The following is a 21,822-nucleotide window of genomic DNA, read 5'->3' as shown; positions in this document are numbered from 1 at the left end:
GACGGTCGGTGCGCTGGCGAACGGCGCGAACGCGACGCTGACGCTCACCGCGACGGTGACGCAGTCGGGCGCGATCGTGAACACGGCCACGCGCACCGGCGGCGACCAGCTCGATCCGGACAGCAGCAACAACGCCGGCAGCGCGTCGATCAACGGCGGCCTCTCGGCCGACATCCAGGTCAACAAGACGGTCGACACGCTGACGCCGAACCTGGGCTCGAACGTGAGCTTCACGATCACCGTGCGCAACGCCGGCCCGAGTCCGGCGACGGGCGTGAACGTGACGGACCTGCTGCCGGCCGGTCTGGCCTTCGTCAGCGCGACGCCGAGCCTCGGCTCGTACGACGACATCAGCGGCCTGTGGACGGTCGGCGATCTGGCGGCCGATGCGGAGGAGACGCTGACGATCGTCGCGACGGTGACGCAGCCGGGCGAGATCACCAACACGGCGACGGGCGCGGCGAACGAGCCGGATCCGAACACCGCCAACAACCAGTCCGGCGTGACGCCGAACGGGCAGGCGGCCGACCTGCAGGTCGTGAAGACGGTCGACGACGCCAATCCGCTGCTCGGCCAGAACGTGACCTTCACGGTGACGCTGACCAACCTCGGTCCGAACGCGGCGACCAACGTCCGCGTGAACGACGCGCTGCCGGCCGGCCTCGGCTTCGTCAGCGCCAACCCGAGCCAGGGTGCCTACGACGACGCGACCGGCGTGTGGACGGTCGGCGACCTCGCGGTCAGTGGCGCGGGTGCGGTGGCGACGTTGCAGATCACCGCGACGGTGACGCAGACCGGCGCGATCACCAACGTGGCGACCAGCGCGGGCGGCGACCAGACCGACCCGACGCCGAGCAACGACGAAGGCAGCGCGACGGTGACGGTGCCGGCGAGCGTGGACGTGTCGATCACCAAGAGCGGTCCGGCTACGGTGAGCGCCGGCGGCACGATCACCTACACGCTGGTGGTCGCCAACGCCGGTCCGGACCAGGCCAACGGCACCACCTACAGCGACGCCGTGCCGGCCGGCATCACCGGTGTCGGCGCGAGCTGCGGTACGCCGGTCGGCGGCGCGGTCTGCGCCAATCCGAGCGTGACCGGCAACACGGTCAGCGGCACGGTGCCGACGCTGCCGGCGAACGGCAGCGTGACGATCACGATCACCGGCACCGCGCCGGCCGAGGCGACGACGCTGACCAACACGGCGACGGTGACGCCGCCGGCCGGCAGCGACGATCCGACGCCGGGCAACGACACCAGTCCGCCGGTGGAAACGGAAGTGACGCCGGTGGCGGACCTGTCGATCACCAAGACCGGCCCAGCCACGGTCGCGGCGGGCGGCACGATCACCTATACGCTGGTGGTCGCCAACGCCGGTCCGAGCCGCGCCGACGGCGCCGCGGTCAGCGATCCGCTGCCGGCGGGCCTGAGCAACGCAGCGGCGAGTTGCGGCAATGCAACCGGCGGCGCGGTGTGCGGCGCGTTCGACACGAGCGTCGCCGGCACCATCGCGACCTTGCCGGCCGGCGGCAGCGCGACGATCACGATCACCGCGGCCGCGCCGACGCAGGCGAGCACGCTGAGCAACACCGCCACGGTGTCGCCGCCCGCCGGCGTGACCGATCCGGAGCCCGGCAACGACGCCAGCGCCACGGTCGTCACGACCATCGGCGCGCCGATCGCCGACCTGTCCGTGCGCAAGAGCGGCCCGACCTCGGTCGCGGCCGGCGCCACGCTGGTTTACACGGTGGTGGTGACCAACGCCGGTCCGGACACGGCGGTCGCCGTGAACGTCGCCGATCCGACGCCGGCCGGGCTGGTCTTCGTCGGCAACAGCGGCGGCTGCGCGACGGCGTATCCGTGCGCGCTCGGCGACCTCGCCAGCGGCGCCTCGGCGACCATCACCAGCACTTACCAGGTACCGCTCGACTACGCAGGTCCCGATCCGATCGCCAACACGGCGAGCGTGAGCAGCACCACCGCCGACCCGAACCCGGCCGACAACAGCGCCACCGCGCAGACCTCGGTCGACACCTCCGGCCAGGTGTCGGACATGATGGCGACCGGCGCACCGACGCAGACGGTGCCGGTCGGCACGCCGGTGACGGTGGTGACGACGTGCACCAACAACGGACCGCTGGCGGCGCTCGATGCGACCTGCTCGGTGCAGGAGCCGACCGGGCCGACCGCCGCGGCCGCCGTGCTGGCGACCGACTGCACGCCGACGATGCCGGTGGCGAGCCTCGCCGTCGGCGGCGTGATCACCTGTACGACGCAGTTCACGCCGACGCAGCCCGGCACCTGGACGTTGCAGACGACGGCCGCGAGCCGGACGCCCGACTCGATCCCGGCGAACAACGTCGCGCCGAGCGTGGTGATCGCGCTGGCATCGGATGCGGCGGACCTCGCCGTCAGCAAGCAGGGGCCGCCGACGGCGACCGCGGGCGGCAACGTCGTCTACACGCTGAGCGTGACCAACCTCGGTCCGGCGGCGGCGAACGACGTCACGGTGAGCGATCCGACGCCGTCCGGGCTGAGCTTCGTCTCCGCCGACGCGCCGTGCGCGAGCGGCTTCCCGTGCACCCTCGGCACCTTGGCGGGCGGCCAGACGGCGACGTTCACGGTGACCTACGCGGTCGCGGCGAACTTCCGCGGCACGATCACCAATACCGCGACGGCGGAGTCGAGTACCGGCGATCCGAACCCGGCCAACAATCGCAGCACGGCGACGACGACGGTCGGCGGCGGCGAGCCGGTCCCGGTCACGCCGGTGCCGGTCGACGCGCGCTGGATGCTCGCGCTGATGAGCCTGCTGCTGATGCTGGCGGCCGGTGCCGGATTGGCGCGTCGGCGGCGCTGATGCACGCCGTCCCGATCGCCGCACGTGGCGATCGGGACGGCGCGGGATCGACGATTCGACGGCCAGCAGCGCGCGGCGCTCGTCGCCGCGCGCGTTCGTCTATTGTTCTCCGAGCGTGAGCTGGCCGCCGTCCGCCTTGGTGCCGCTGGCGCGCAGCAGGAAGTTGACGTCGTAGCCGATCGCCTGCGCGATGGGCGTGAGATTTTCCTCGGTCAGATCCAGCGCGTACGGCAGGCTGCCGTCGAAACCGTCGGCGAACAGGCGATCGTCGTCCGGCAGGTGGATGGTGCCGATCCAGGAGCGCTGGCGCGTCGCGCCGACCAGGGGGAAGGTGGCCGGTGCGGTTCCCGTGCTGCCGTGCCAGTACAGCGCGATCAGTACGTCGCCGGGGCCGTCGATGCGCACGCCGCCGTTCGGCAGGGGAATCGATTGCAGCGTGCCGAGCGGCGCGCTCACGGCGACGTTCGGCAGCGTCGCGAGCAGCGTGGCGCCGTTGCGCGGATCGTGGTCGTCGTCGCGATAGACGTAGACGTCGAACCGATCGCCGACCGCGGCGCAGATGCGGCCGGTCGCGCCGACGCCGCGGAACAAGGTCTGCACGCTGTCGAGCGTGAACGGATAGTCGGTCGCGCTCGGCGTGAAGCGGTTGAGCCAGACGAAGGTCGAGCCGCGCAGCGTGCCGCCGAGCGCGCGCAGGTAGCCGCGACCCGCGTAGCCGTCGAGGCGCAGCGTGCAGTCGCCGCCGGCGCAGGCGTCGATCGGCGGCGGCGCTTCCGGCGCCTTCACCGCGACGCTGAAATGCTGCTCCGGCGAGGCGCCGTTCGCCTCGCTCAGCACCAGTTCGCCGAAGGCGAGATTGACGGTGTCGGTGGCTGACGGCGTCGCCGTGATCGTCAGCGTCTGCGAGGCGCCCGGAGCCAGCTGGAAGACCGCAGGCGACACGCTGACGCTGGCATCGCCGTAGCGGGCGCGATACGACGTGCTCCAACTGCCGGCGACGGCCAGCCGGTTGGTGACCGTGCGCGTCCAGCTGCAGCCGCTCGGTGCGCAGGCGGTGTCGCGCAGCGACGGCAGGTTCAGCTGCTCGAGAGCGACGGACGCGTCGGTCGGATCGGCCGCGACGAAGCGGTCGTAGCTTTCGTCGAGCGTGAGGCCGGCCAGCGCCGCCTTGCCGAGATCGACGCGGCCGCTGCCGGCGTCGTCGGCGTCCCACGGCGTCGGCTCGGGGGCGACGAAATCGAGCCGCGTGCCGGCGTCGTTAGCGGTCGTCATCAATGCCGATTTCAGCTCCATCGGCGTCCATTGCGGATGCACCGCGCGCAGCAGCGCGGCGGCGCCGGCGACGTGCGGCGTCGCCATCGAGGTTCCGCTCAGCACGCCGTAGTCGCCGTCGTAGGCGTCGAGCGCGGCGTAGACCAGCACGCCCGGCGCGCTGATGTCGGGCTTGGTCAGGTTCTGCAGCGGCGCCGGCGTGGGGCCGGTCAGGCTGAAGATCGCGTGCACGTCGGCGGCGATCGCCGACGCCGGCGGCTCGATCGAGGCCGCGGCGTCGGCGGGATGCGCGGCGATGAAGTCGAGCAGCGCGTCGCCGCTCGTGCGCGACACCGCGTAGATCGGCACGTCCGGCGCGCCGCTGGTATCGAGCACCAGCGGAAACGCGGCGGTCGCGATGACGACCGCGATCGCGCCCGCGTCGACGGCCGCGTGCGCCATCTGGGCGAAGAGGCAGTTCTGGTTCGCCGCCTCGGCCGGATCGAGCAGCAGCACGGCGATCGCGCCGTCGAAGGTGCCGGCGGGGATCGCGGCGCCGGCGGAGCAGCCGGAAAGGTTTCCCTCGTACGATTTCAGCGGCGCGGCGGGCAGCGCCGCGGCGACGATGGGCGTCGTACTGGTCGCCGCCAGCGCCATCGGTCCGAACGCGGCCGGTACGCCGCCGGCCGCGACCGCCAGCGACGGCACCAGCACTCTGTCCTGCGACGACGCGGCGACCGTGGTCATCCACGGTCCGCGGTGTCCGAGCGGCAGACCGTCGTTGCCGGCGGCGGCGGCGACGAAGATGCCGGTCGCGGTCGCGTCGAGGAAGCTGCGGTCCATGTCGTTCCAGGGATCGGTGCCGCCGCTGATCGAGAAGCTGATGACGTCGACCTGGTCGGCGATCGCGTTCTCGATGCCGGCGAGAATCCACGGCTCGGCGCACCACAGCGTCGAGCAGACCTTGTACTGGCGGATCGCAGCGCACGGCGCCACGCCCGACATGTGCACGCCGTCGGCCAGCGCGGGCGCCGGCGACACCGTGTTGTCGATTGTGTTGCCGGCCGCCGTGCTGGCGGTGTGGACGCCGTGACCGAAGCCCGGGATCGCCTCGGGATCCGGACCGCTGCACTGGCCGTTCTCGCTGCGCGTGCAGTCGACCGCGCGCAGCTTCGGGTGGCCCGCGTCGAAGCCGCAGGCCGGATCGTCGGCGAACGACGGGTGCGCGCTGGCGGTGCCGGTGTCGAGCACGCCGATGACGACGCCCTGGCCGCGCGTGGCGACGCCGCCCGGCGTCGCCGTGCCGTTCCACACCGAGTCGGCGCCGATGAACGCCGGTCCGCGCATCGTCGCCGGCTGTTCGTAGCCGGCCAGGCGCACCGAAACGACGCCGGGCAACTGCGCGACGCGCGCGGCTTCGTCGGCATCGAGTTCGGCGGCGACGCCGTTGCGCGTGATCGCGTAGCTGTGCGTGATCTCCGGCGCGTGGCCGAGCGCGTTGCGCATCGCCTGCACGTGCGCGTCGCGCGCAGCGGACAGATAGTCGGCGTACGCGCGTGCGGCAGGCGCTCGCACGTCGAACTTGCGCGCATGTTCGGCGCCGGTCGCGGCGAGACCGGCGACGCCGCCGCGATAGTGCAGCAGGCCTTCCTCGGCGAAGCGGATCAGATAGCTCCGGCGCCCGTCGGCGCGCGGCGGTGGCGTCGCGGCGGCAAGCGCGTGCGTCGGCGGCGGTTCGATCGCCAGCGGCGGCGCCGGCGGCGTGACGGTCGGCGCTCCGGCCAGGGCGAGGCCGAGGGCCGTGGTCAGCGTCTTCAGATAGAGCGGATACGCCATTGCGATGGTCTCCGAGGCGAAAGTGGGGCGGTCGTCGTGCCGCCGCGGAGCGGTCGGGCACGATCGCGGCGGTTGGGATCAGGGCGCGCTGGCGCCGTCGAAGCCGTCCTGGAAGATCGAATCGGCGTCGACCTCGAGCCGCACGCGCAGCGGCAGCAGATGCCGGTACGGATCGTTGCTGCGCAGGCACAGCGTCGTGTCGTAGCTGCCGGCGGCGAGTTCGCTCGCGTCGAGCGCGAGTGCGATCTCGCCGTCGCCTCCGGCGGCGAGCGTGCCCGCCGTCGTCGTCGGCGCCAGCCACGGCACTTGTTCAGGTTGCACGCAGGGACCGCGCGCGCCGGTGAACGAGAACGCGGTGACGCCGATCGGATCGGCGATCGAAGCGATACCGGTGCTGGCGCCGGTCGTCGTGTCGACCGAGAACAGCCAGGTGGTGGCGTCGTTGACGTTCATGCCATTGAGGTACAGGCGGCCGTCGCGCGGGTCGAAGGCGAGGCCGCCGGTCGGCAGGATGAACGGCGCGTCGGTGCCGAGCAGGCCGATGGTGTGCGTGGCGAACGTGACGGGATCGATCGTCAGCAGCAGGCCCTCGTTGTTCTCGTTGGTGGCGATGCCGAACAGGCGGCCATCGTCGTCGATCGCGAATTCCGGGATGCCGTTGGCGCCGAAGGCGAGCGCCGTTTCGTCGAACGTCAACTCACCGAGCCAGGTCGCCGCGCCGGTGTAGCGGTCGAGCGAGACCAGATAGGTCGCGGAGAGGTAGGGAACACTGTGCTGGACCAGGGCATAGAGCGTGTTCGACCACACGTCCCAGGCCGTCGCATAGATGCTGTCCAACTGGGCATAGGCGTTGCTCACGCCGGTGTCGCCGACCACCGCGATGGCGCCGGTCGCGGTGTCGATGGTTTCGAGGAAGCCGCGCGTGGACACGGTCGAGCCGTCGGGCGCGGTGCGCCAGCCGCGCGTCACGTATTCCTTCGAGAAATCGCCGTCGACGAAGGCGCCGCCGCCGTAGCCGCCGTCGATGGTCGCGATCGCCGTGGCGGGACCGCTCGCCGGCACGTCGATGCGCAGGAAGTCGTTCGCGCTGATGTCGATGAATCCGCTGCGCACGCCGAACGCGGACACCGGCGCGCCGGCGGCGGGATCGGGCGCGCCGAGCGTCCAGTCGAGCGCGTGGTCGCCCGGATTGGCGATGCGCAACGTCGCGCTGCGGCGCGCGCCCGGCGCGACGAAGAACGTCGCCGCCGCCGCGGCGTCGAGCTTGGGCCTGCCGACCGTGAGGTTCACGCCGGCACGGGCGACCTCGGCGGCGTTCGCGTTCCAGTCGATGCCCGAGCCGCCGTCGAGCGAGGCTTGCAGGTACGAGAACACCGTTGCGTTCTGCTCGCCGGCCTGCACGCCGACCGTCGCGCAGGCGCCGCCGTCGCAGATCTCCGGATCGCCGTTGGGGTCGAAGTAGGCGGTGTAGTCGACGTCGCCGTACTCGAACGAGAAGCCGCCGCTGGCTTCGTCGAACACGATCTCGAAGCTCGCGTTGTCGGCGTTCATGGTGATCGGCGCGTGGATGCGCTTGTGCCACTGCAGCACGAACTTGCGGTTCGGCGCCGTGCCCAGCGTGTCGGCGTACAGCGCGCCGAAGATGAAGCGGCACGGCCCACCACAGGAATGGCCGTCCGGCCACGGCACGAAGTCGTCCCACAGCGGCATCAGCGCCATTCCGGCCCTGGCCGCGGGCGGCGAACCGACGGCGTTGTTGTCGTACGGGAAGCGGCAGTCCTGCTGCGCCACGCCGACGACGCCGTTGGGAGCGATGCAGAGTCGGTCGGTGCGGATGCCGTAGAACGTGAACGGGAACGGCAGGGTGAAGTCGAGCGCGCCGTACTGCGATCCGACGAAGATCCGGTCGTCGAGAGGAATCGCCGTCGGATTCGCGCTGACGTCGACGAAAGCGCCCGCGCGCCGCTGCGCGGTATAGCCGGGTGCCTGCGCCTGCGCAGTCCAGGTCGCCGTCCGCAGGCCGCCGGCCAGCACGCGCGCGACGCGGTTGTACTGCCAGGTGTCGCCGGGCGCGAGGGAATGCGGCGTGCCGGGCGCGAGCAGGACGCCGTCGACGTCGTCGCTCAAGGCCTGGTAGTCGAGCGCCGCCGCCGTGCGGTTGGTGACGCGATAGCAGAAGTTGACCTCGTCGCCGAAGACCACCTCGAGCGAGGTGGCGCCACCGCAGGCGTTCGGCGAAAGATCGGTGCCGACGGTGACCGCGAGCGCGATGCCGCTGCCGGCCGTGGCCGCGGATGCAGGAGCCGATGCGCCGGCCAGCAGCATGAAGGCGAGAAGGCAGGCGCAGGCCGGCGCGGGTTTGATCGCATGCATAGGGAAGGGCTCTCCGGGCGGCGCGGCCGCGTCTGGTTCGAGCCTTCCATCTTGATGGCAAGCGCGATCTCGCCGCGTGCGCGTAGGGTCTCGCCGGCATCTCGGCGCGATCTCGACGCATCGCGCGCGGATCGCCGCGCGATTTCCGGCGGCCATTCGGCGGCGTACGGCCGACGATGCGCCGGCGTATCGAGCAGCCTATGGATGCGTCAGGGCGATATCGCGACGCGTTCGCCGGCCAGCGTGCGCGCCTTGAGGTCGGCGGCAGCGGCCGGCGCCGGCTGGTCGAGCAGGGCGTGCAGCCCGGCGGCGGCACGTGCGGCGCGGTAGTCGCGGTCGACGTAGGGATCGAGCCGCGTCAGCACGGGCGCGGCGCGCGCGCGGTCGTTGTGCGCGACCAGGAAGGCCGCATAGGCGGCCGCCGCGGTGACGATGTCGGCCGGCTCGCCGGCGCTGTCGGCCTGCGCCAGCGCGGCGGCGAAATGGCGGTCGGCGTCGGCATCCCCGCTCGACGCCTTCAGCTCGCCGCGCGCCAGTTCGGTGACGAACAGCCAGCCGGGATCCTGCGGCGCGGCGAGGAATTCGTCGAGTCGCGCCAGCAGCGGTTCGGCGGCGTCGGCGCGGCGGCTCTGCAACGCGGCCTCGGTCAGCACCAGCGCCGCCTGCGGGATCGAGTCGCTGCAGCTGCCGACCGGCGCGCGCTCGATGCGCGCCAGGATTTCGTCGGCGAGGTGCAAGGCGAGCGGCGCCTTGCCCTGGTCGAGCAGCAGGCCCGCGCGCAGCACGGCGAAGCCGGGATCCTGCGAGGCGTGGTCGCCGCCGCCCTCGAAACGGTCGAGCGCCTGGCCGGCTTCGGCCAGGCGTCCGCTCGAACGCAGCGCGCGGATGTGGTTCTGCGCGACGAACTCGATCAGGCGATGATCCTCCAGCCGCGGCAGCAGCGACCAGGCCTGCGCCGCGCTGGCGACGGCGCCGGTCGTATCGAGCAGGCTCAGCTGAAGGTTCGCCTTGTTCGCCAGCGAGGTGGCGAGGCCGTCGACGATGCCGAAGCGTTCGAAGGCGGCGCTCGAGCGGTCGAACGTCGTCAGCGCCTCGTCGTAGCGTCCGCGCTGGCCGGCGATCAGCGCGGCGTTGAGATCGGCGTAGGCGATGCCGAGCGGATCGCCGCCGCGGCCGAGTTCGCTGCGCGCGCGGCCGATGTCGGCGATCGCCAGGTCGACGCGGCCGAGGCCGCCGCGGACCACGGCGCGTTCGTTGTAGGCGCGGCCGAGCAGGTTGGCGTCGCCGTCCTCGCCGAGCGTGGTCAAGGCCTGCGTGTAGTGCGGTTCGGCGCGATCGTACTGGCGCCGGCGCACGGCGATGCCGCCGAGGCCGAGCTGGGCCTGCGCGCGGATCGCCGCCGGCGTTTCGCCGGTGATGCCGGCGAGCGGGGCGAACGCGGTTTCGGCGTCTTCCAGGCGGCCGCCGCGGAAGGCGATGCGCCCGCTGCGCAGGCGCAGGCGCGGATCGTCGCGCTGCGCGTCCGGAGCGTCGTCGCTCCAGCGGCGCGCCTCGGCGAGGTCGCCGACGAGCAGGGCGGCGTCGATGCGTTGCAGGCGTTCCTCGATCGCGCCGGGGGACTGCGTGCGCACCTGCGAGCCACGGCCGAGGCTGTCGAGAAACGCCGCGGCGGCCAGATCGGCCGCTTGCAGGGGCGCGGCCGCTTCGCCGCGGAAGGTGTGCGCCTGTCGGTCGCGATAGGCGTCGATGGCGAAGCGCCAGCGGCCTTCGGAAAAGCTCGCGCGCAGCGCCAGCAATTGCGCCGCGCCGGTGAGGTGCGCCAGGCGTTCGCGTTCCTGCGCGCCGGCATCGTCCGCGGCTGCCGCTGCGACCAGCGCGACCACGCGTTCGCTCGGCAGCACGCTGAGGTGCGCATCGCGCAGGCGCGAGGCGACGTAGTCCATCGCGCCGAGACGCACCCAGGCGTTCTCGGTCGCGCTGTCGGCCAGCGCGACCGGCAGCACGACGATGTCGGCGGAACTCGCCGCCGGCGCGGCGGCGCGCATCGACGGCCGCGCCAGCATCGCGATCGCGGCGAGCGCGAGCACGGCAGCGAGCGCGGCGAATGCTGCGATTCGCGATGCGCGTGGACGTGTCCGCGAGGGATTCGCGGCGGGCGGGATCGCCGGCGCCGTCGTTTCGGTCTCGGTGTGTTCGACGGAGTTCGTCGCGGCAGATTCGGCGGGCAGGCTGGAGGATTCGCCGATCGCCTCGACCTGCACCGGCGCGACCCAGCGGTAGCCGAACCGCGGCACCGTGCGCAGGCTGCCGTGCTCGCCGCTGCCGTCGCTGTCGCCGACCGCGCGGCGCGCGCGCCAGATCGTCTGCGTCAGCGGCGAGTCGCCGGTATCGACGCGGCCCCAGACGGCCGCGACCAGCTCGTCGCGCCCGACCGCGCGGTCGTGGTGTTCGAGCAGGTAGGCGAGGCATTCCAGCGCCTTCGGCGCGATCGCCACCGGTTCGCCGCGATGCCACAGCTCTCTTGCGGCGGCATCGAGGCGATAGTCGCCGAAACGATAGCGAACGGGCTTCATCCGGCAAGAATAACGCGGATGCCGATGCGCGGTCGGGCGCCGTCAGCGCGTGGCGATGTCCGCGCTGCAGACGAAGCGCACGGCGTCCAGCCGCGGCGCCGCGGTCGCCAGCGCCGCGCGCAATGCGTCGAGTTCTTCCGCCAGCGCGGCGATCTCCTCCGCGCGCACGGACGGATTCACCGCCGCCAGCGCGGTCAGGCGCGCCTGTGCGGCGCCGAGTTCGCGTTCGGCGGCGGCCAGCGCGGCGCCGATCTCGTTCGCCGCGGTGCGGCGCGCCTCGGTTTCGCAGGCGGCCAGCATCGGCGGCACCAGCTTGGCCAGCAGCGGCCGGTAGCGCGCGGCGTCGATCGGCTGCTCCTTCGCGCGGGCGAGGCTGGCCGGGTTCGGCGCGTAGTCGTTGCGCGTCGCCAGGCGCGTGTCGACCACCGTACGCAGCGGCAGCGGCGGCAGGAAGCGGCCGACGTCGAGGCGGCGGTCGGCGACGCAACCGAGCACGAACACGCATTCGAGCAGGGCGGTGCGCGGCGGCAGCGCGGCGTCGATCAGCAGGGCGGCGTTGCCTTGCTCGCTTTCCAGCAGCAGGTCGAGCGCGCCGAGCACGAGCGGATGATCGAGCCGCAGCAGCGGCAGCTCCTCGCGCGCGAGCGCGACGGCGCGGTCGAAGGTGACCTGCTGCGGCCCGTCCTTGAGACCGGGGAAGCCGTCGGTGCTGAGGTATTCGGGGTCGAGCACGCAGGTGCGCGGGCCGGTCTCCTCGCTGTCGACGCCGAACTGCTCGAACAGCGCGAGCACGAACTCGTCGGCGCCGACATCGGCGTCCTGCGCGCGCAGGGCCTCGGCCAGATGCTGCTCGCGCGCCTGGCGTTCGCTGGCGAGTTCGAGCAGGCGGTCGCGGCCGGCGTTGACCAGCTCGGACAATTCGCGGTGCGTCGCCGCGGTCTCGGCGATCAGCGAATCGATTTCGACGTCCGCCTCCTCGCCGCCGAGCGCGTGGCGCTCGGCTTCCTGCAGCAGGCGCGGGCCGTAGCGGCGCAGGATCTCGCGGCCGTCGGACGGGCTCGAGCGCAGCGCGTCGAGGCCTTCGTGGTACCAGCGCAGCAGCGCGTGCTGCGCGCTGCCGGAGAACGCGGCGGCGTGGATCTGGATGTCGTGGCGCTGGCCGATGCGGTCGAGACGGCCGATGCGCTGTTCGAGCAGGTCCGGATCGAGCGGCAGGTCCCACAGCACCAGATGATGGGCGAACTGGAAGTTGCGGCCTTCCGAGCCGATCTCCGAGCACAGCAGCACGCGCGCGCCGTCGGCTTCGGCGAAGAACGCGGCGTTGCGGTCGCGCTGCAGGATCGTCATGCCTTCGTGGAAGCGCGCGACCTTGGCGCCGCTCTTCGTGCGCAGCGCGTCTTCCAGCGCCAGTACCTTGGCCTGGCTGCGGCAGATCAGCAGCAGCTTCTGGCCGGCCAGCTTCTCGATCAGCGCGACCAGCCAGGGCAGGCGCGGATCGTCGGCGTAGTCCAGCTCGCCGGCCGGCGCGTGCGTCTGCGCGTCGGCGTGGAATTCCGCCAGCAGCTGCTGGCGCTGCGCGTCGTCGAGTTCGCCGCCGTCGAGCACGTCGATCTCGGCGACGCGGCGCGGAAAGCCGCCGATCTGCGCGCGCCGGTTGCGGAACATCACCCGTCCGGTGCCGTGGCGATCGATCAGCGCGTCGAGCAGCGCCGGCGCATTGGCGGCGCGGTCCTCGTCGTAGCGTTCGAGCAGGGCGAGCAGTTCGGCGTCGTCGGCGAAGCGCGCCTGCAGTTCCGCGCGCTCGTTCGGCGACAGCGCCTGCGCGTCGAGCAGTTGCGCGGCGACGGCGGAGAGCTGCACGTAGCCATCGGCCTCGGCGGCGAACGCGTCGAGGTCGACGTAGCGCGCCGGATCGAGCAGGCGCAGCCGCGCGAAATGGCCGCTGCGGCCGAGCTGCTGCGGCGTGGCGGTGAGCAGGATCAAGCCGGGCGAGGCCACGGCGAGGCGTTCGACCAGCGCGTAGGAGGCGCTCGTCGCGAGCGGCGACCATTCCAGGTGATGCGCCTCGTCGACGACGACCAGGTCCCACTCGGCGTCGCCGAGCTGCGCCGCGCGCCGGGGCGCGGCGGCGAGCCAGCCGATGTCGGCGATCACGCACTGCTCGTCCTCGAACGGGTTGCGTCCGGCATCGGCGACCTCGATCGCCTCGCAGCGCTCCTCGTCGAACAGCGCGAAGGAGAGATTGAAGCGGCGCAGCAGTTCGATCAGCCATTGGCTGGTCAGGCTGCCCGGCGCGAGCACCAGCACGCGCGCGACGCGTCCGGTGGCGAGCAGGCGGGCGAGGATCATGCCGGCCTCGATCGTCTTGCCGAGGCCGACCTCGTCGGCGAGCAGCGCGCGCGGCGGCTGCCGCTGCGCGACGATCTCGGCGACGCGCAGCTGGTGCGGGATCAGGTCGATGCGCGCGCCGGCGAGCCCGAACGCGGGCGAGCGCATCGCCTCGGCGCGGCGCGTGAGCGCCTGGCGGCGGAAGTCGAAACGGTCCGGCGCGTCGATGCGCGTGGACAGCAGGCGTTCGTCGGCGCGCGAGATCGGCTGCGCGTCGTCGAGCTCGGATTCCGACAGCACGCCGGCGCCGCCGTGGTAGCTGAGCAGACCGCCGGTCTCGCTGACGCGCTCGACGACGAAGCTGCGCTTCTGTCCGGAAATCTTCTGGCCGACGCGGAACTCGGCGCGGGCGAGCGGCGCGGCGTGCATCGCGTAGTGGCGCAGCACGCCGGCGGTGGCGAACAGCACCTGCACGTTACGGCCGTCGAGGCGCACGACGGTGCCGAGGCCGAGTTCGGGTTCGGCGTTGGAGATCCAGCGTTGTCCGGGTACGAAAGCCATCGATCACGAAAGCGGGAAGCGGGCGCGGATTATCCAGCCGCGGGCGACCCATGCAAAGCGCGACGATAGGCGCAGTCGATCACAGCGATCCGTTTTAGCCATTGGTATGCACATTTCGCCGGTGCTAGCGTGCCCGGGTCGTCGCGGTCGCGGCGACGTTCATGCCTCTTCAACCCAACGTTGTCCGGGAGGCCGTATGAAAGCGCATCCGAAGGAGTTCCCGAAGACCCTGCTCGCGATCGCCCTGAGCCTGACTCTCGCAGGCGTCGCGCAGGCCGCAGAAGACAAACCCCCGTCCAGCTATGCGCCGACCGTCGAGGAAGACCTGGCGACGGTGATGAAACGCATGAAGGCGGCCAAGCCCGACATCGAACGACGTCAGGCCGAGCTGCTGAAGCAGCGCTACGACCTGTCCGACAAGGCCGCAGCCGGCGTGACGATGTCGCGCGGCAAACCCGTTCAGGAAGGCGTACGCATCCGCCTCAAGCCCGGCACCAGCTGGGACGGACTCGCCGCGGCGAGTCCGGAGGAGATCCGCGACAAGGGCCTGTTTCCGGCCGGTTTCCTGCCGCTGCCGCATCCGAACCATGCCGAGGGCGGCATGGTGTTCCCGAAGTTCCACATCGAAGAGATCAAGCGCCAGGAGCAGCGCGACCTGACACGCTTCGATCTCGACTTCGATCTGCCCGACCATTTCCTGCCGGAGTTTCCCGCGCCGATCTACCTGACCACGCGTCCCGACCTCGGCGACGTCTCCAAGGGCAAGCTGGTCACGATCGAGAACTACTACGAGCTGTTCAACGGCGTGCTCAATCCCAAGCAGCTCGAAGGCCTGCGCCTCCTGGTCACGCCGTTCCCGCAGCAGCAGTTCAACCAGACCGCGGACCGGCGCAGCGAGCGGCCGAGCCGCGGCGTGGTCTGCTTCGACTGCCACGCCAACGGCCACACCAACGCCTCGACGCATCTGGTCGGCGACATCCGGCCGCAGGAATTCCGCCATCGCATCGACACGCCGTCGTTGCGCGGCGTCAACATCCAGCGCCTGTTCGGCTCGCAGCGCGCGCTGAAGACGGTCGAGGACTTCACCGAGTTCGAGCAGCGCGCGGCGTACTTCGACGGCGATCCGGTGATCGCGACGAAAAAGGGCGTCAACGTGCTCGAACGCGGCAGCCAGGTGCATTTCATGGCCGAGTTCGAGGCGCTGCTCGACTTCCCGCCGGCGCCGAAGCTCGGCATCGACGGCAAGCTCGATCCGCGCAAGGCGAGCGAGGCGGAACTGCGCGGCCAGGCGGTGTTCTTCGGCAAGGGCACCTGCGCGAACTGCCACACGCCGCCGTACTACACCGACAATCTGATGCACAACCTGCGCACGGAGCGCTTCTTCAAGCCGCAGATGATCAACGGCCGCATGGCCAACATGGACGGGCCGATCAAGACCTTCCCGCTGCGCGGCATCAAGGATTCGCCGCCGTACCTGCACGACGACCGCCTGCTGACGCTGGACGACACGGTCGAGTTCTTCAACCTGGTGCTCGAGACGAAGCTGAGCGGCGAGGAGAAGAAGGATCTGGTCGCGTTCCTGCGCACGCTGTAGGCGGATGCCTGCGCGAGCCCGGCGCATCGCCGGGCTCGCGCAGCATGGTCACGGTGTCGCGTCGAAGCCGTCGCGGAAGATCGTGTCGTCGGTCGGCGCATAGGCGACGAAGACGCCGCTGCCCCATTCGACCTGGTTGTCGCCTTCCGGATGGACGCCCGCGATGAACGCGACGTCGCCGAGGCCGTTGATCGCCGGTTTGCCGCTGAACACCGGCGAATCGTCGTGTTGGCCGATCTGCGCGCTGCCCAGGTCGGTCGCGACGACGTCGCCCTTGCCGATCACGCGCACCAGCGACTTGCCGTCGCCGACGTAGATCGCCTGACCGTTCTCGTCCTTGGCGCGGAACGCGACGAGGCCGGCGTCGTTGATCGCGGGCGCGAAGGACTCGATGTCGCGGATCGTCCCGGCGGGGTCGACGCGTGCGATCTCGGTCGCGACGTAGGCGCCGTCGCCCGGCGTGAAACGGTAGAGCGCGCGCACGTTGCCGTCGGCGAGCTTGACCGTGACCGCGATCGCGTTCTGCTGATTGAGGCCGAGGTTGTTGTCGAAGCCGGCGAACGGCGAAGCCGCATCGGTGGCTTGGTCGGCGACGACGAGCTCGCTCTGGTCCGGGCCGTTGAACAGGCGGATCTCGTTGTGGTTGTAGTCCGAGGTGCTGACCTTGCTGGCGATGCGATGCGCGTTGTCCATCGCCGGCGAGTAGATGAATGCATACGGGCTGGTCTCGTCGACGCCGGTGCTGACCGCGTAGATCGTCGTCGAGCCGTTGCCGGCCGTCGCAATGCCGTAGCCGGCGTTCATGCTGGCCCTGAAGCCGATCAGGCCGTCGTCGGCGATGGTCGGGCTGGCGATCGCCGACGGCGTCATCGGCAGCAGGCTGACCGGATTGGATTCGCCGGTGGCCGGATCGTACTTGCGCAGCGTGTAGGTTCCGCCGCCGACGCTGGTGTAGTAGGCGATCATGCCGGACGCGTTCAGTCCGGGCGTGTCGGCGACGATCATGAACGGCGGATCCTCCGGATCGCCGCCGGGCGGCAGCTCGTGCAGGGCGACGATCGCGCCTTCGCCGTGAGCGCCGAGCCACACCCCGCCGCCGGTGTGCGACTGGTCGCCGTCGATCGGGACGACGCCGGCCGTGAACGCGACCTGCTGCGCGTCGTTGATGGCCGGCGAGATGCTGTTGAACGAGGTGCCGGGCGGCAGGTTGAAGCCTTCGTCGTTGACGAGCAGGTTGCTGCGCGCCTGCAGTTCGAATTGGGTGTATTGCGGTACTTCGGCCGCTGCGCTGGCGGCGACGGCCGACGCGAGAAGCGAGAGAACGAGGCGGGTCTTCATGGGTTCGAGAACTCCACGGATTTCAGGGTGGAGCCGGGAACCTAGCGTTACGAGGCCGGAAAGAAAACCCCCGAAAGATCACGCTGCGAGGCTGCGCACATAGCGCAGCCTCGCGCAGCGATCACCAGATCTTCACCTGCTTGTCGCCGTCGCGCACCATCGCATCGCCGGCCTTGCACTGGAACGCCTCGGCGAACGCCGGCATGTTCGACGGCGCGCCGATCGCGCGGAATTTCGCCGGCGCGTGCGGATCCGTGTTGAGCAGCACGAGCTGCGCCTTGTCGCGGATGTTGCCGCGCCACACGCGCGCCCAGTTCAGGAAGAAGCGCTGCTCGCGCGTGAGGCCGTCGATCTTCGGATCGGGCTTGCCTTCGCTCGCCTTCTTCATCGCGTCGTAGGCGAAGGCGAGGCCGCCGAGGTCGCCGATGTTCTCGCCGAGCGTCAGCTTGCCGTTGACGTGCTGGTCGGGATGGTCGGCGAGCGGCACGTAGGCGTCGAACTGCGCGACGAGCTTGGCGGTGCGCTGCTCGAAGCGGTCGCGATCCTCCTTCGTCCACCAGTTCTCGTTGTTGCCGGCGCCGTCGAACTGGCTGCCCTTGTCGTCGAAGCCGTGGCCCGATTCGTGTCCGATCACCGCGCCGATGCCGCCGTAGTTGATCGCGTCGTCGCCGTCGGCGTAGAAGAACGGCGGCTGCAGGATCGCGGCCGGGAAGTTGATCGTATTGGTGCCGGCGCTGTAGTAGGCATTGACCGTCTGCGGCGTCATGCCCCATTCGTAGCGGTCGGTAGGCTTGCCGATCTTGTCGAGCTGGTAGCGGTAGTTGAACGCGGCCGCCGCGCGCAGGTTCGCCGCGTAGTCGTCCGGCACGATCGCAAGGCCGCTCCACTCGCGCCACTGGTCTGGATAGCCGATCTTCGGCAGGAAGGTCGCCCATTTGTCGAGCGCCTTCTTGCGCGTCTCCTCGCTCATCCAATCGAGCTTTTCCAGGCGGGCCTTCATCGCGCCGTTGACGTTGTTCACCAGCGCGAGCGCGCGCGCCTTCGCCGCCGGCGGGAAGTATTCCTTCACGTACAGCTGGCCGAGCGCCATGCCCATGCCGTCGTTGACGGCGTCGAGCACGCGCTTCCAGCGCGCGCGCTGCTCGGGCTGGCCGTTCAGCGTCTTGTCGCGGAACTCGAAGCTCGCATCCTGGAACGGCTTGGACAGATACGGCGCGGCCTCGTCGAGCGTGCGCGCGGCGAGGTAGTCGCGCCACTGCGCCGCCGGTACGCCGGCGAGCATCGCGTCGAACTCGGCGAAGAACTTCGGCTGCGACAGCGAGAAGCCGTCGCCGGGCGCGACGTCGAGCGTCTTGAAGAACGCGGCCCAGTCCAGGTGCGGCGTGATCTTGTTCGCTTCGGCGACGCCGACGAAGTGGTACTGGTTCTTCGGATCGCGCAGCTCGACGCGCGACAGCGACGCCTTCGCCAGGCGCGTCTCGAACGCGAGCACGCCGTCCGCCTTCTTCTTCGCGTCGGCGGGCTTCGTGCCGGTCAGTTCGAACAGCTTGGCCAGATGCGCGAGGTAGGCGGCGCGGATCGCCTTGTGTTCGTCCTTGGTGTAGTAGTCGGGCGTCGGCAGGCCGAGTCCGCCTTGTCCCGCGAACGCGATCTGGCGGCTGGCGTTCTTGAAGTCGGCGCCGGGACCGAAGCGGAAGCCGATGCCGTTGCCTTGCGCGAAGGTTTTACCGAGCCACGCGGCGACGTCGGCGCCGTTCTTCAGCTTGGCGATCGCGTCGAGATCGGGCTTGATCGGCGTCCATCCGGCTTTCTCGATCGCCGTCTCGTCCATGCCGGAGCGATACAGCCAGCCGATCTTCTGCTCGATCGATCCGGCCTGCGCCTGCTCGGCGTTCTTGTCGGCCGCGCCGACGAGCTTGTGTTGCGCGGCGAGGCTCTGTTCGCGCAGTTCGTCGAACGCGCCCCAGCGCGTCTTGTCGGCCGGGATCGGATTGGCGGCGATCCATTTGCCGTTCGCGTAGGCGTTGAAGTCGGCGCAGGCGGAGACGTTCGCGTCGAGATCGGACACGTCGAATACCGACGGAGGAGCAGCCGGCGCGGCGCCGGCCTCGGCGGCAAGCGCCAGCGTGAGAGCGGAAGCGAGGAGCTTGGGAGCGAAACGTGACATCGGGAGACCTCGGACATCGAAGAGAAAAAGCGCCGTACGATCGCGTCCGGCGCAGGACCGCGCGCGACGACGCGTACGGTCCGGCGAGATGTCGAGGAAGCGCTTTCCCGCACCTTCTCGACTCGGCGAGTCGACGGTGTGCGTCGTCGATTCGCCCGGCAGGCCGTCTCTCGACGGCCCGCCGGGCGTGGGATCACCAGATCTTCACCTGCTTGTCGCCGTCGCGCACCATCGCGTCGCCGGTCTTGCACTGGAACGCCTCGGCGAACGCGGGCATGTTCGACGGCGCACCGATCGCGCGGTACTGCGCCGGCGAATGCGGATCGGAGTTCAGCAGCACCTCCTGGCGCTCCGGCCGGGTGCTGCCGCGCCAGATGCGGCCGAAGTTGAGGAAGAAGCGCTGGTCCGGCGTGTAGCCGTCGATCTTCTTCTCGTTCTCGCCCGGGTTCTTCGCCAGCGCGATCTGCAGCGCGTCGAAGGCGACGTTGGCGCCGCCGAGGTCGGCGATGTTCTCGCCGAGCGTCAGCTCGCCGTTGACGCGCTTGCCCGGCAGCGGCTGGTACTCGTTGAACTGCGCCACCAGCTTGGCGGTGCGGCCGTCGAACTTCTCGCGGTCGTCCTTCGTCCACCAGTTGGCGTTGTTGCCCTGCGCGTCGAACTGGCTGCCTTCGTCGTCGAAGCCGTGCGTCGCCTCGTGGCCGATCACCGCGCCGATGCCGCCGTAGTTGAGCGCGTCGTCGGCGTGCGCGTCGAAGAACGGCGGCTGCAGGATCGCGGCCGGGAAGTTGATCGTGTTGTCGGTCGGGTTGTAGTAGGCGTTGACGGTCTGCGGCGTCATGCCCCACTCGAGGCGGTCGGTCGGCTTGCCGATCTTGGCGACATCGTACTCGTAGTTGTACTTCGTCGCGGCGAGCACGTTGGCGAAGTAGTCGTCGGCCGAGACGGTCAGGCCGGACCAGTCGCGCCACTTGTCCGGATAGCCGATCTTCGGCAGGAAGGTCGACCACTTCTCCAGCGCCTTCTTCCTGGTCTCCTCGCTCATCCAGTCCAGATGTTCGATGCGCGTCTTCAGCGCCGCGTTGACGTTGGTGACCAGCTGCATCGCGCGCTGCTTGGATTCCGGCGGGAACGCCTCGGCGACGTAGAGTTCGCCGAGCGCCATGCCCATGCCCTCGTTGACGCTGCCGAGCACGCGCTTCCAGCGCGGCTCCATCGCCTTCTGGCCGTTCAGCGTCTTGCTGTAGAAGGCGAAGTTCTCTTCCGCGAACGGCTTGGACAGATACGGCGAGGCCGAATCGATCGCATGGAAGCGCAGATACGCCTGCCACTGCTCGACCGGCACGTCGACCAGCATCTTGTCGATCTCGGCGAAGAACTTCGGCTGCGACAGCGAGAAGCCGCCCTGGATGTCGGCCTTCTGCGCGGCGAAGAACTTCGTCCACGAGAAATTCGGCGTCGCCTTGTCGGCGTCAGCGAGGCTGATGAAGTGGTACTGGTTCTCCGGCTTGCGCAGCTCGACCGGCGCGAGCGAGGCGGCGGCCAGGCGCGTCTCGAACGCGAGTACCTGCTCGGCCTGCTTCTTCGCCTCCGGCGCCTTGACGCCGGTCAGCTCGAGTACCTTCGCGATGTGCGCCTTGTAGCTCTCTCGCGTCTTGGCGTAGTCGGGCTTGGCGTAGTACTCCGAGGTCGGCAGGCCGAGCCCGCCCTGGTAGGTGTAGGCGATCTGCACCTTCGAGTTCTTGTAGTCGGCGCTGGCGCCCATGTAGAACAGCGAGCCGTGGCCTTGCGCGAAGCTGTCGGTGACGTAGCCGGCGATGTCGGCCGGCGACTTCAGCGCGTCGATCTTCGCGAGCTCGCCCTTGATCGGCGTGAAACCGGCCTTCTCGATCGCGCCCTCGGCCATGCCCGAGCGGTAGAACCAGCCGATCTTCTGCTCGATCGAGCCGGCCTTGGCCTTGTTCGCCTCGCGCGCGGCCTTCTCGACGATGCCGCGCTGCGTCTGCAGGCTCGCCTCGCGCAGGGCGTCGAACGCGCCCCAGCGCGTGCGGTCGGCCGGAATCGGATTGGCGGCGACCCACTTGGCGTTGACGAAGCCGTTGAAGTCGACGCAGGGACTGATCTTCGCGTCGAGATCCTTGACGTCGAACGACGGAGCCGAGGCGGCGCCGACAGCGCCGGTGGACAGGGCCGCGCAGATCGCCAGCGCGAGATTCAAAGGTTTCCGCATGGGAGAGACTCCGTATCGTTCGGTGAAAAGGGAGGTAAACCGCATAGTTTAAGGCCTGGGCGGCCCGGCTCGTGCGGTCGGCGGATTTCCGCCGGATTCGCAGCCACGGGGCCGGATCGGTGCGCGGTACCCGCGCGCGCCGAATCGAACGGCCGATCTGTCACGCCTCCCCGAAAGCGTGGCGCAAGGCTATGCGCCGGCCCGGGAGCGGCACAGTGTCGAAGGTCACTGCGGCCCGCGCCGCCGGGATCAGCCGCCGGCGCCGGCGCGCTTGCGTGCGGCGACTTCCGCACGGCCCCGGGCGACGAGATCGGCGTTGCTGAGTTCGTCCACGCGCAGCGGCACGCGCACGGCGTAGAGCGCGATGCAGGCGAGCAGGACGGCCGCGAACAGCGCCAGCCATCGGCGCAGGTCGGCCGCGGCGATGAATTCGGAGAAACCGGCCAGCACGACCATCGAGAGGATCGCCGCCAGTCCGGCCAGCATGACCGGCCAGGCCTTGCCGGCGACGATCGCGATCTTCAAACCGCACACGCGGCAGCGCGTGCTGCCGGCGGGGCCGAGGCAGAGCTTGCGCCACAGCGGCAGGCAGTGGTTGGAGTGGCAGTGCGGGCAGACGTTCATGCGGTTCGGTGCTGGGGCTTGTAGTGCCGGTAATGAATCGGATCGGTTTTCACCTCTCCCGCTTGCGGGAGAGGTCGCGCCACAGGCGCG

At 70.4% G+C, this 21,822-nt stretch carries 9 protein-coding genes and 1 pseudogene; 2 read left to right on the top strand and 8 right to left on the bottom strand.

Translation table 11 applies throughout. From position 1 onward, the window contains the following. Nucleotides 1-2,860: pseudogene (locus J7520_RS12035) on the top strand (hypothetical protein); the annotation flags it as partial. A 99-nt stretch (nt 2,861-2,959) separates the two neighbouring features. Here the strand turns inward: J7520_RS12035 and J7520_RS12030 are convergent. The 4 genes from J7520_RS12030 to rapA form a co-directional block, all read right to left on the bottom strand. Then, a complete protein-coding gene (locus J7520_RS12030; RefSeq protein ID WP_291188551.1) occupies nt 2,960-5,947 on the bottom strand; it encodes a S8 family serine peptidase in 2,988 nt (995 codons plus the stop codon). A 78-nt stretch (nt 5,948-6,025) separates the two neighbouring features. Continuing rightward, entirely contained in the window at nt 6,026-8,320 is a 2,295-nt protein-coding gene (locus J7520_RS12025) for a hypothetical protein (RefSeq protein ID WP_291188550.1), read from the bottom strand. A gap of 209 nt (nt 8,321-8,529) precedes the next feature. Continuing rightward, complete coding sequence (locus tag J7520_RS12020) at nt 8,530-10,893, bottom strand: winged helix-turn-helix domain-containing protein (RefSeq protein ID WP_291188548.1); 2,364 nt, start codon at nt 10,891-10,893, stop codon at nt 8,530-8,532. A 42-nt stretch (nt 10,894-10,935) separates the two neighbouring features. Then, a complete protein-coding gene (gene rapA / locus J7520_RS12015; RefSeq protein ID WP_291188546.1) occupies nt 10,936-13,782 on the bottom strand; it encodes an RNA polymerase-associated protein RapA in 2,847 nt (948 codons plus the stop codon). A gap of 196 nt (nt 13,783-13,978) precedes the next feature. Here rapA and J7520_RS12010 point away from each other — a divergent pair, with 196 nt between their 5' ends. Continuing rightward, on the top strand, nt 13,979-15,376 hold the full coding sequence (locus J7520_RS12010; RefSeq protein WP_291188544.1) for a hypothetical protein: 1,398 nt from the start codon (nt 13,979-13,981) through the stop codon (nt 15,374-15,376). A gap of 48 nt (nt 15,377-15,424) precedes the next feature. Here J7520_RS12010 and J7520_RS12005 read toward each other — a convergent pair whose 3' ends face one another. From J7520_RS12005 to J7520_RS11990, 4 genes are all read right to left on the bottom strand, one after another. After that, nucleotides 15,425-16,714 carry a choice-of-anchor tandem repeat NxxGxxAF-containing protein gene (locus J7520_RS12005; protein ID WP_291188542.1) on the bottom strand — a complete coding sequence of 430 codons (1,290 nt, stop codon included), beginning with the start codon at nt 16,712-16,714 and terminating at the stop codon, nt 15,425-15,427. Between the two features lie 121 nt (nt 16,715-16,835). Then, complete coding sequence (locus J7520_RS12000; RefSeq protein ID WP_291188540.1) at nt 16,836-18,881, bottom strand: M13-type metalloendopeptidase; 2,046 nt, start codon at nt 18,879-18,881, stop codon at nt 16,836-16,838. A 193-nt stretch (nt 18,882-19,074) separates the two neighbouring features. After that, nucleotides 19,075-21,108 (bottom strand): M13 family metallopeptidase, encoded by a 2,034-nt coding sequence (locus tag J7520_RS11995; protein ID WP_291188538.1) that lies wholly within the window; start codon nt 21,106-21,108, stop codon nt 19,075-19,077. A 249-nt stretch (nt 21,109-21,357) separates the two neighbouring features. Beyond that, nucleotides 21,358-21,732, bottom strand: coding sequence for a hypothetical protein (locus J7520_RS11990; RefSeq protein WP_291188537.1), 375 nt, complete (start codon nt 21,730-21,732; stop codon nt 21,358-21,360). Nucleotides 21,733-21,822: the final 90 nt, after the last annotated feature.

It is taken from the genome of Dokdonella sp., from assembly GCF_017744955.1.
Taxonomy (GTDB): Bacteria; Pseudomonadota; Gammaproteobacteria; order Xanthomonadales; family Rhodanobacteraceae; genus Dokdonella_A.
The sequence above is the reverse complement of the archived record's forward strand: the minus strand, read 5'-3'. Positions and strand labels throughout refer to the sequence as shown.

Coding starts and splice junctions, on each gene's coding strand:
- J7520_RS12030 (WP_291188551.1), bottom strand. CDS start 5,947: ATGGCGTATCCGCTCTATCTGAAGACGCTGACCACGGCCCTCGGCCTC.
- J7520_RS12025 (WP_291188550.1), bottom strand. CDS start 8,320: ATGCATGCGATCAAACCCGCGCCGGCCTGCGCCTGCCTTCTCGCCTTC.
- J7520_RS12020 (WP_291188548.1), bottom strand. CDS start 10,893: ATGAAGCCCGTTCGCTATCGTTTCGGCGACTATCGCCTCGATGCCGCC.
- rapA (WP_291188546.1), bottom strand. CDS start 13,782: ATGGCTTTCGTACCCGGACAACGCTGGATCTCCAACGCCGAACCCGAA.
- J7520_RS12010 (WP_291188544.1), top strand. CDS start 13,979: ATGAAAGCGCATCCGAAGGAGTTCCCGAAGACCCTGCTCGCGATCGCC.
- J7520_RS12005 (WP_291188542.1), bottom strand. CDS start 16,714: ATGAAGACCCGCCTCGTTCTCTCGCTTCTCGCGTCGGCCGTCGCCGCC.
- J7520_RS12000 (WP_291188540.1), bottom strand. CDS start 18,881: ATGTCACGTTTCGCTCCCAAGCTCCTCGCTTCCGCTCTCACGCTGGCG.
- J7520_RS11995 (WP_291188538.1), bottom strand. CDS start 21,108: ATGCGGAAACCTTTGAATCTCGCGCTGGCGATCTGCGCGGCCCTGTCC.
- J7520_RS11990 (WP_291188537.1), bottom strand. CDS start 21,732: ATGAACGTCTGCCCGCACTGCCACTCCAACCACTGCCTGCCGCTGTGG.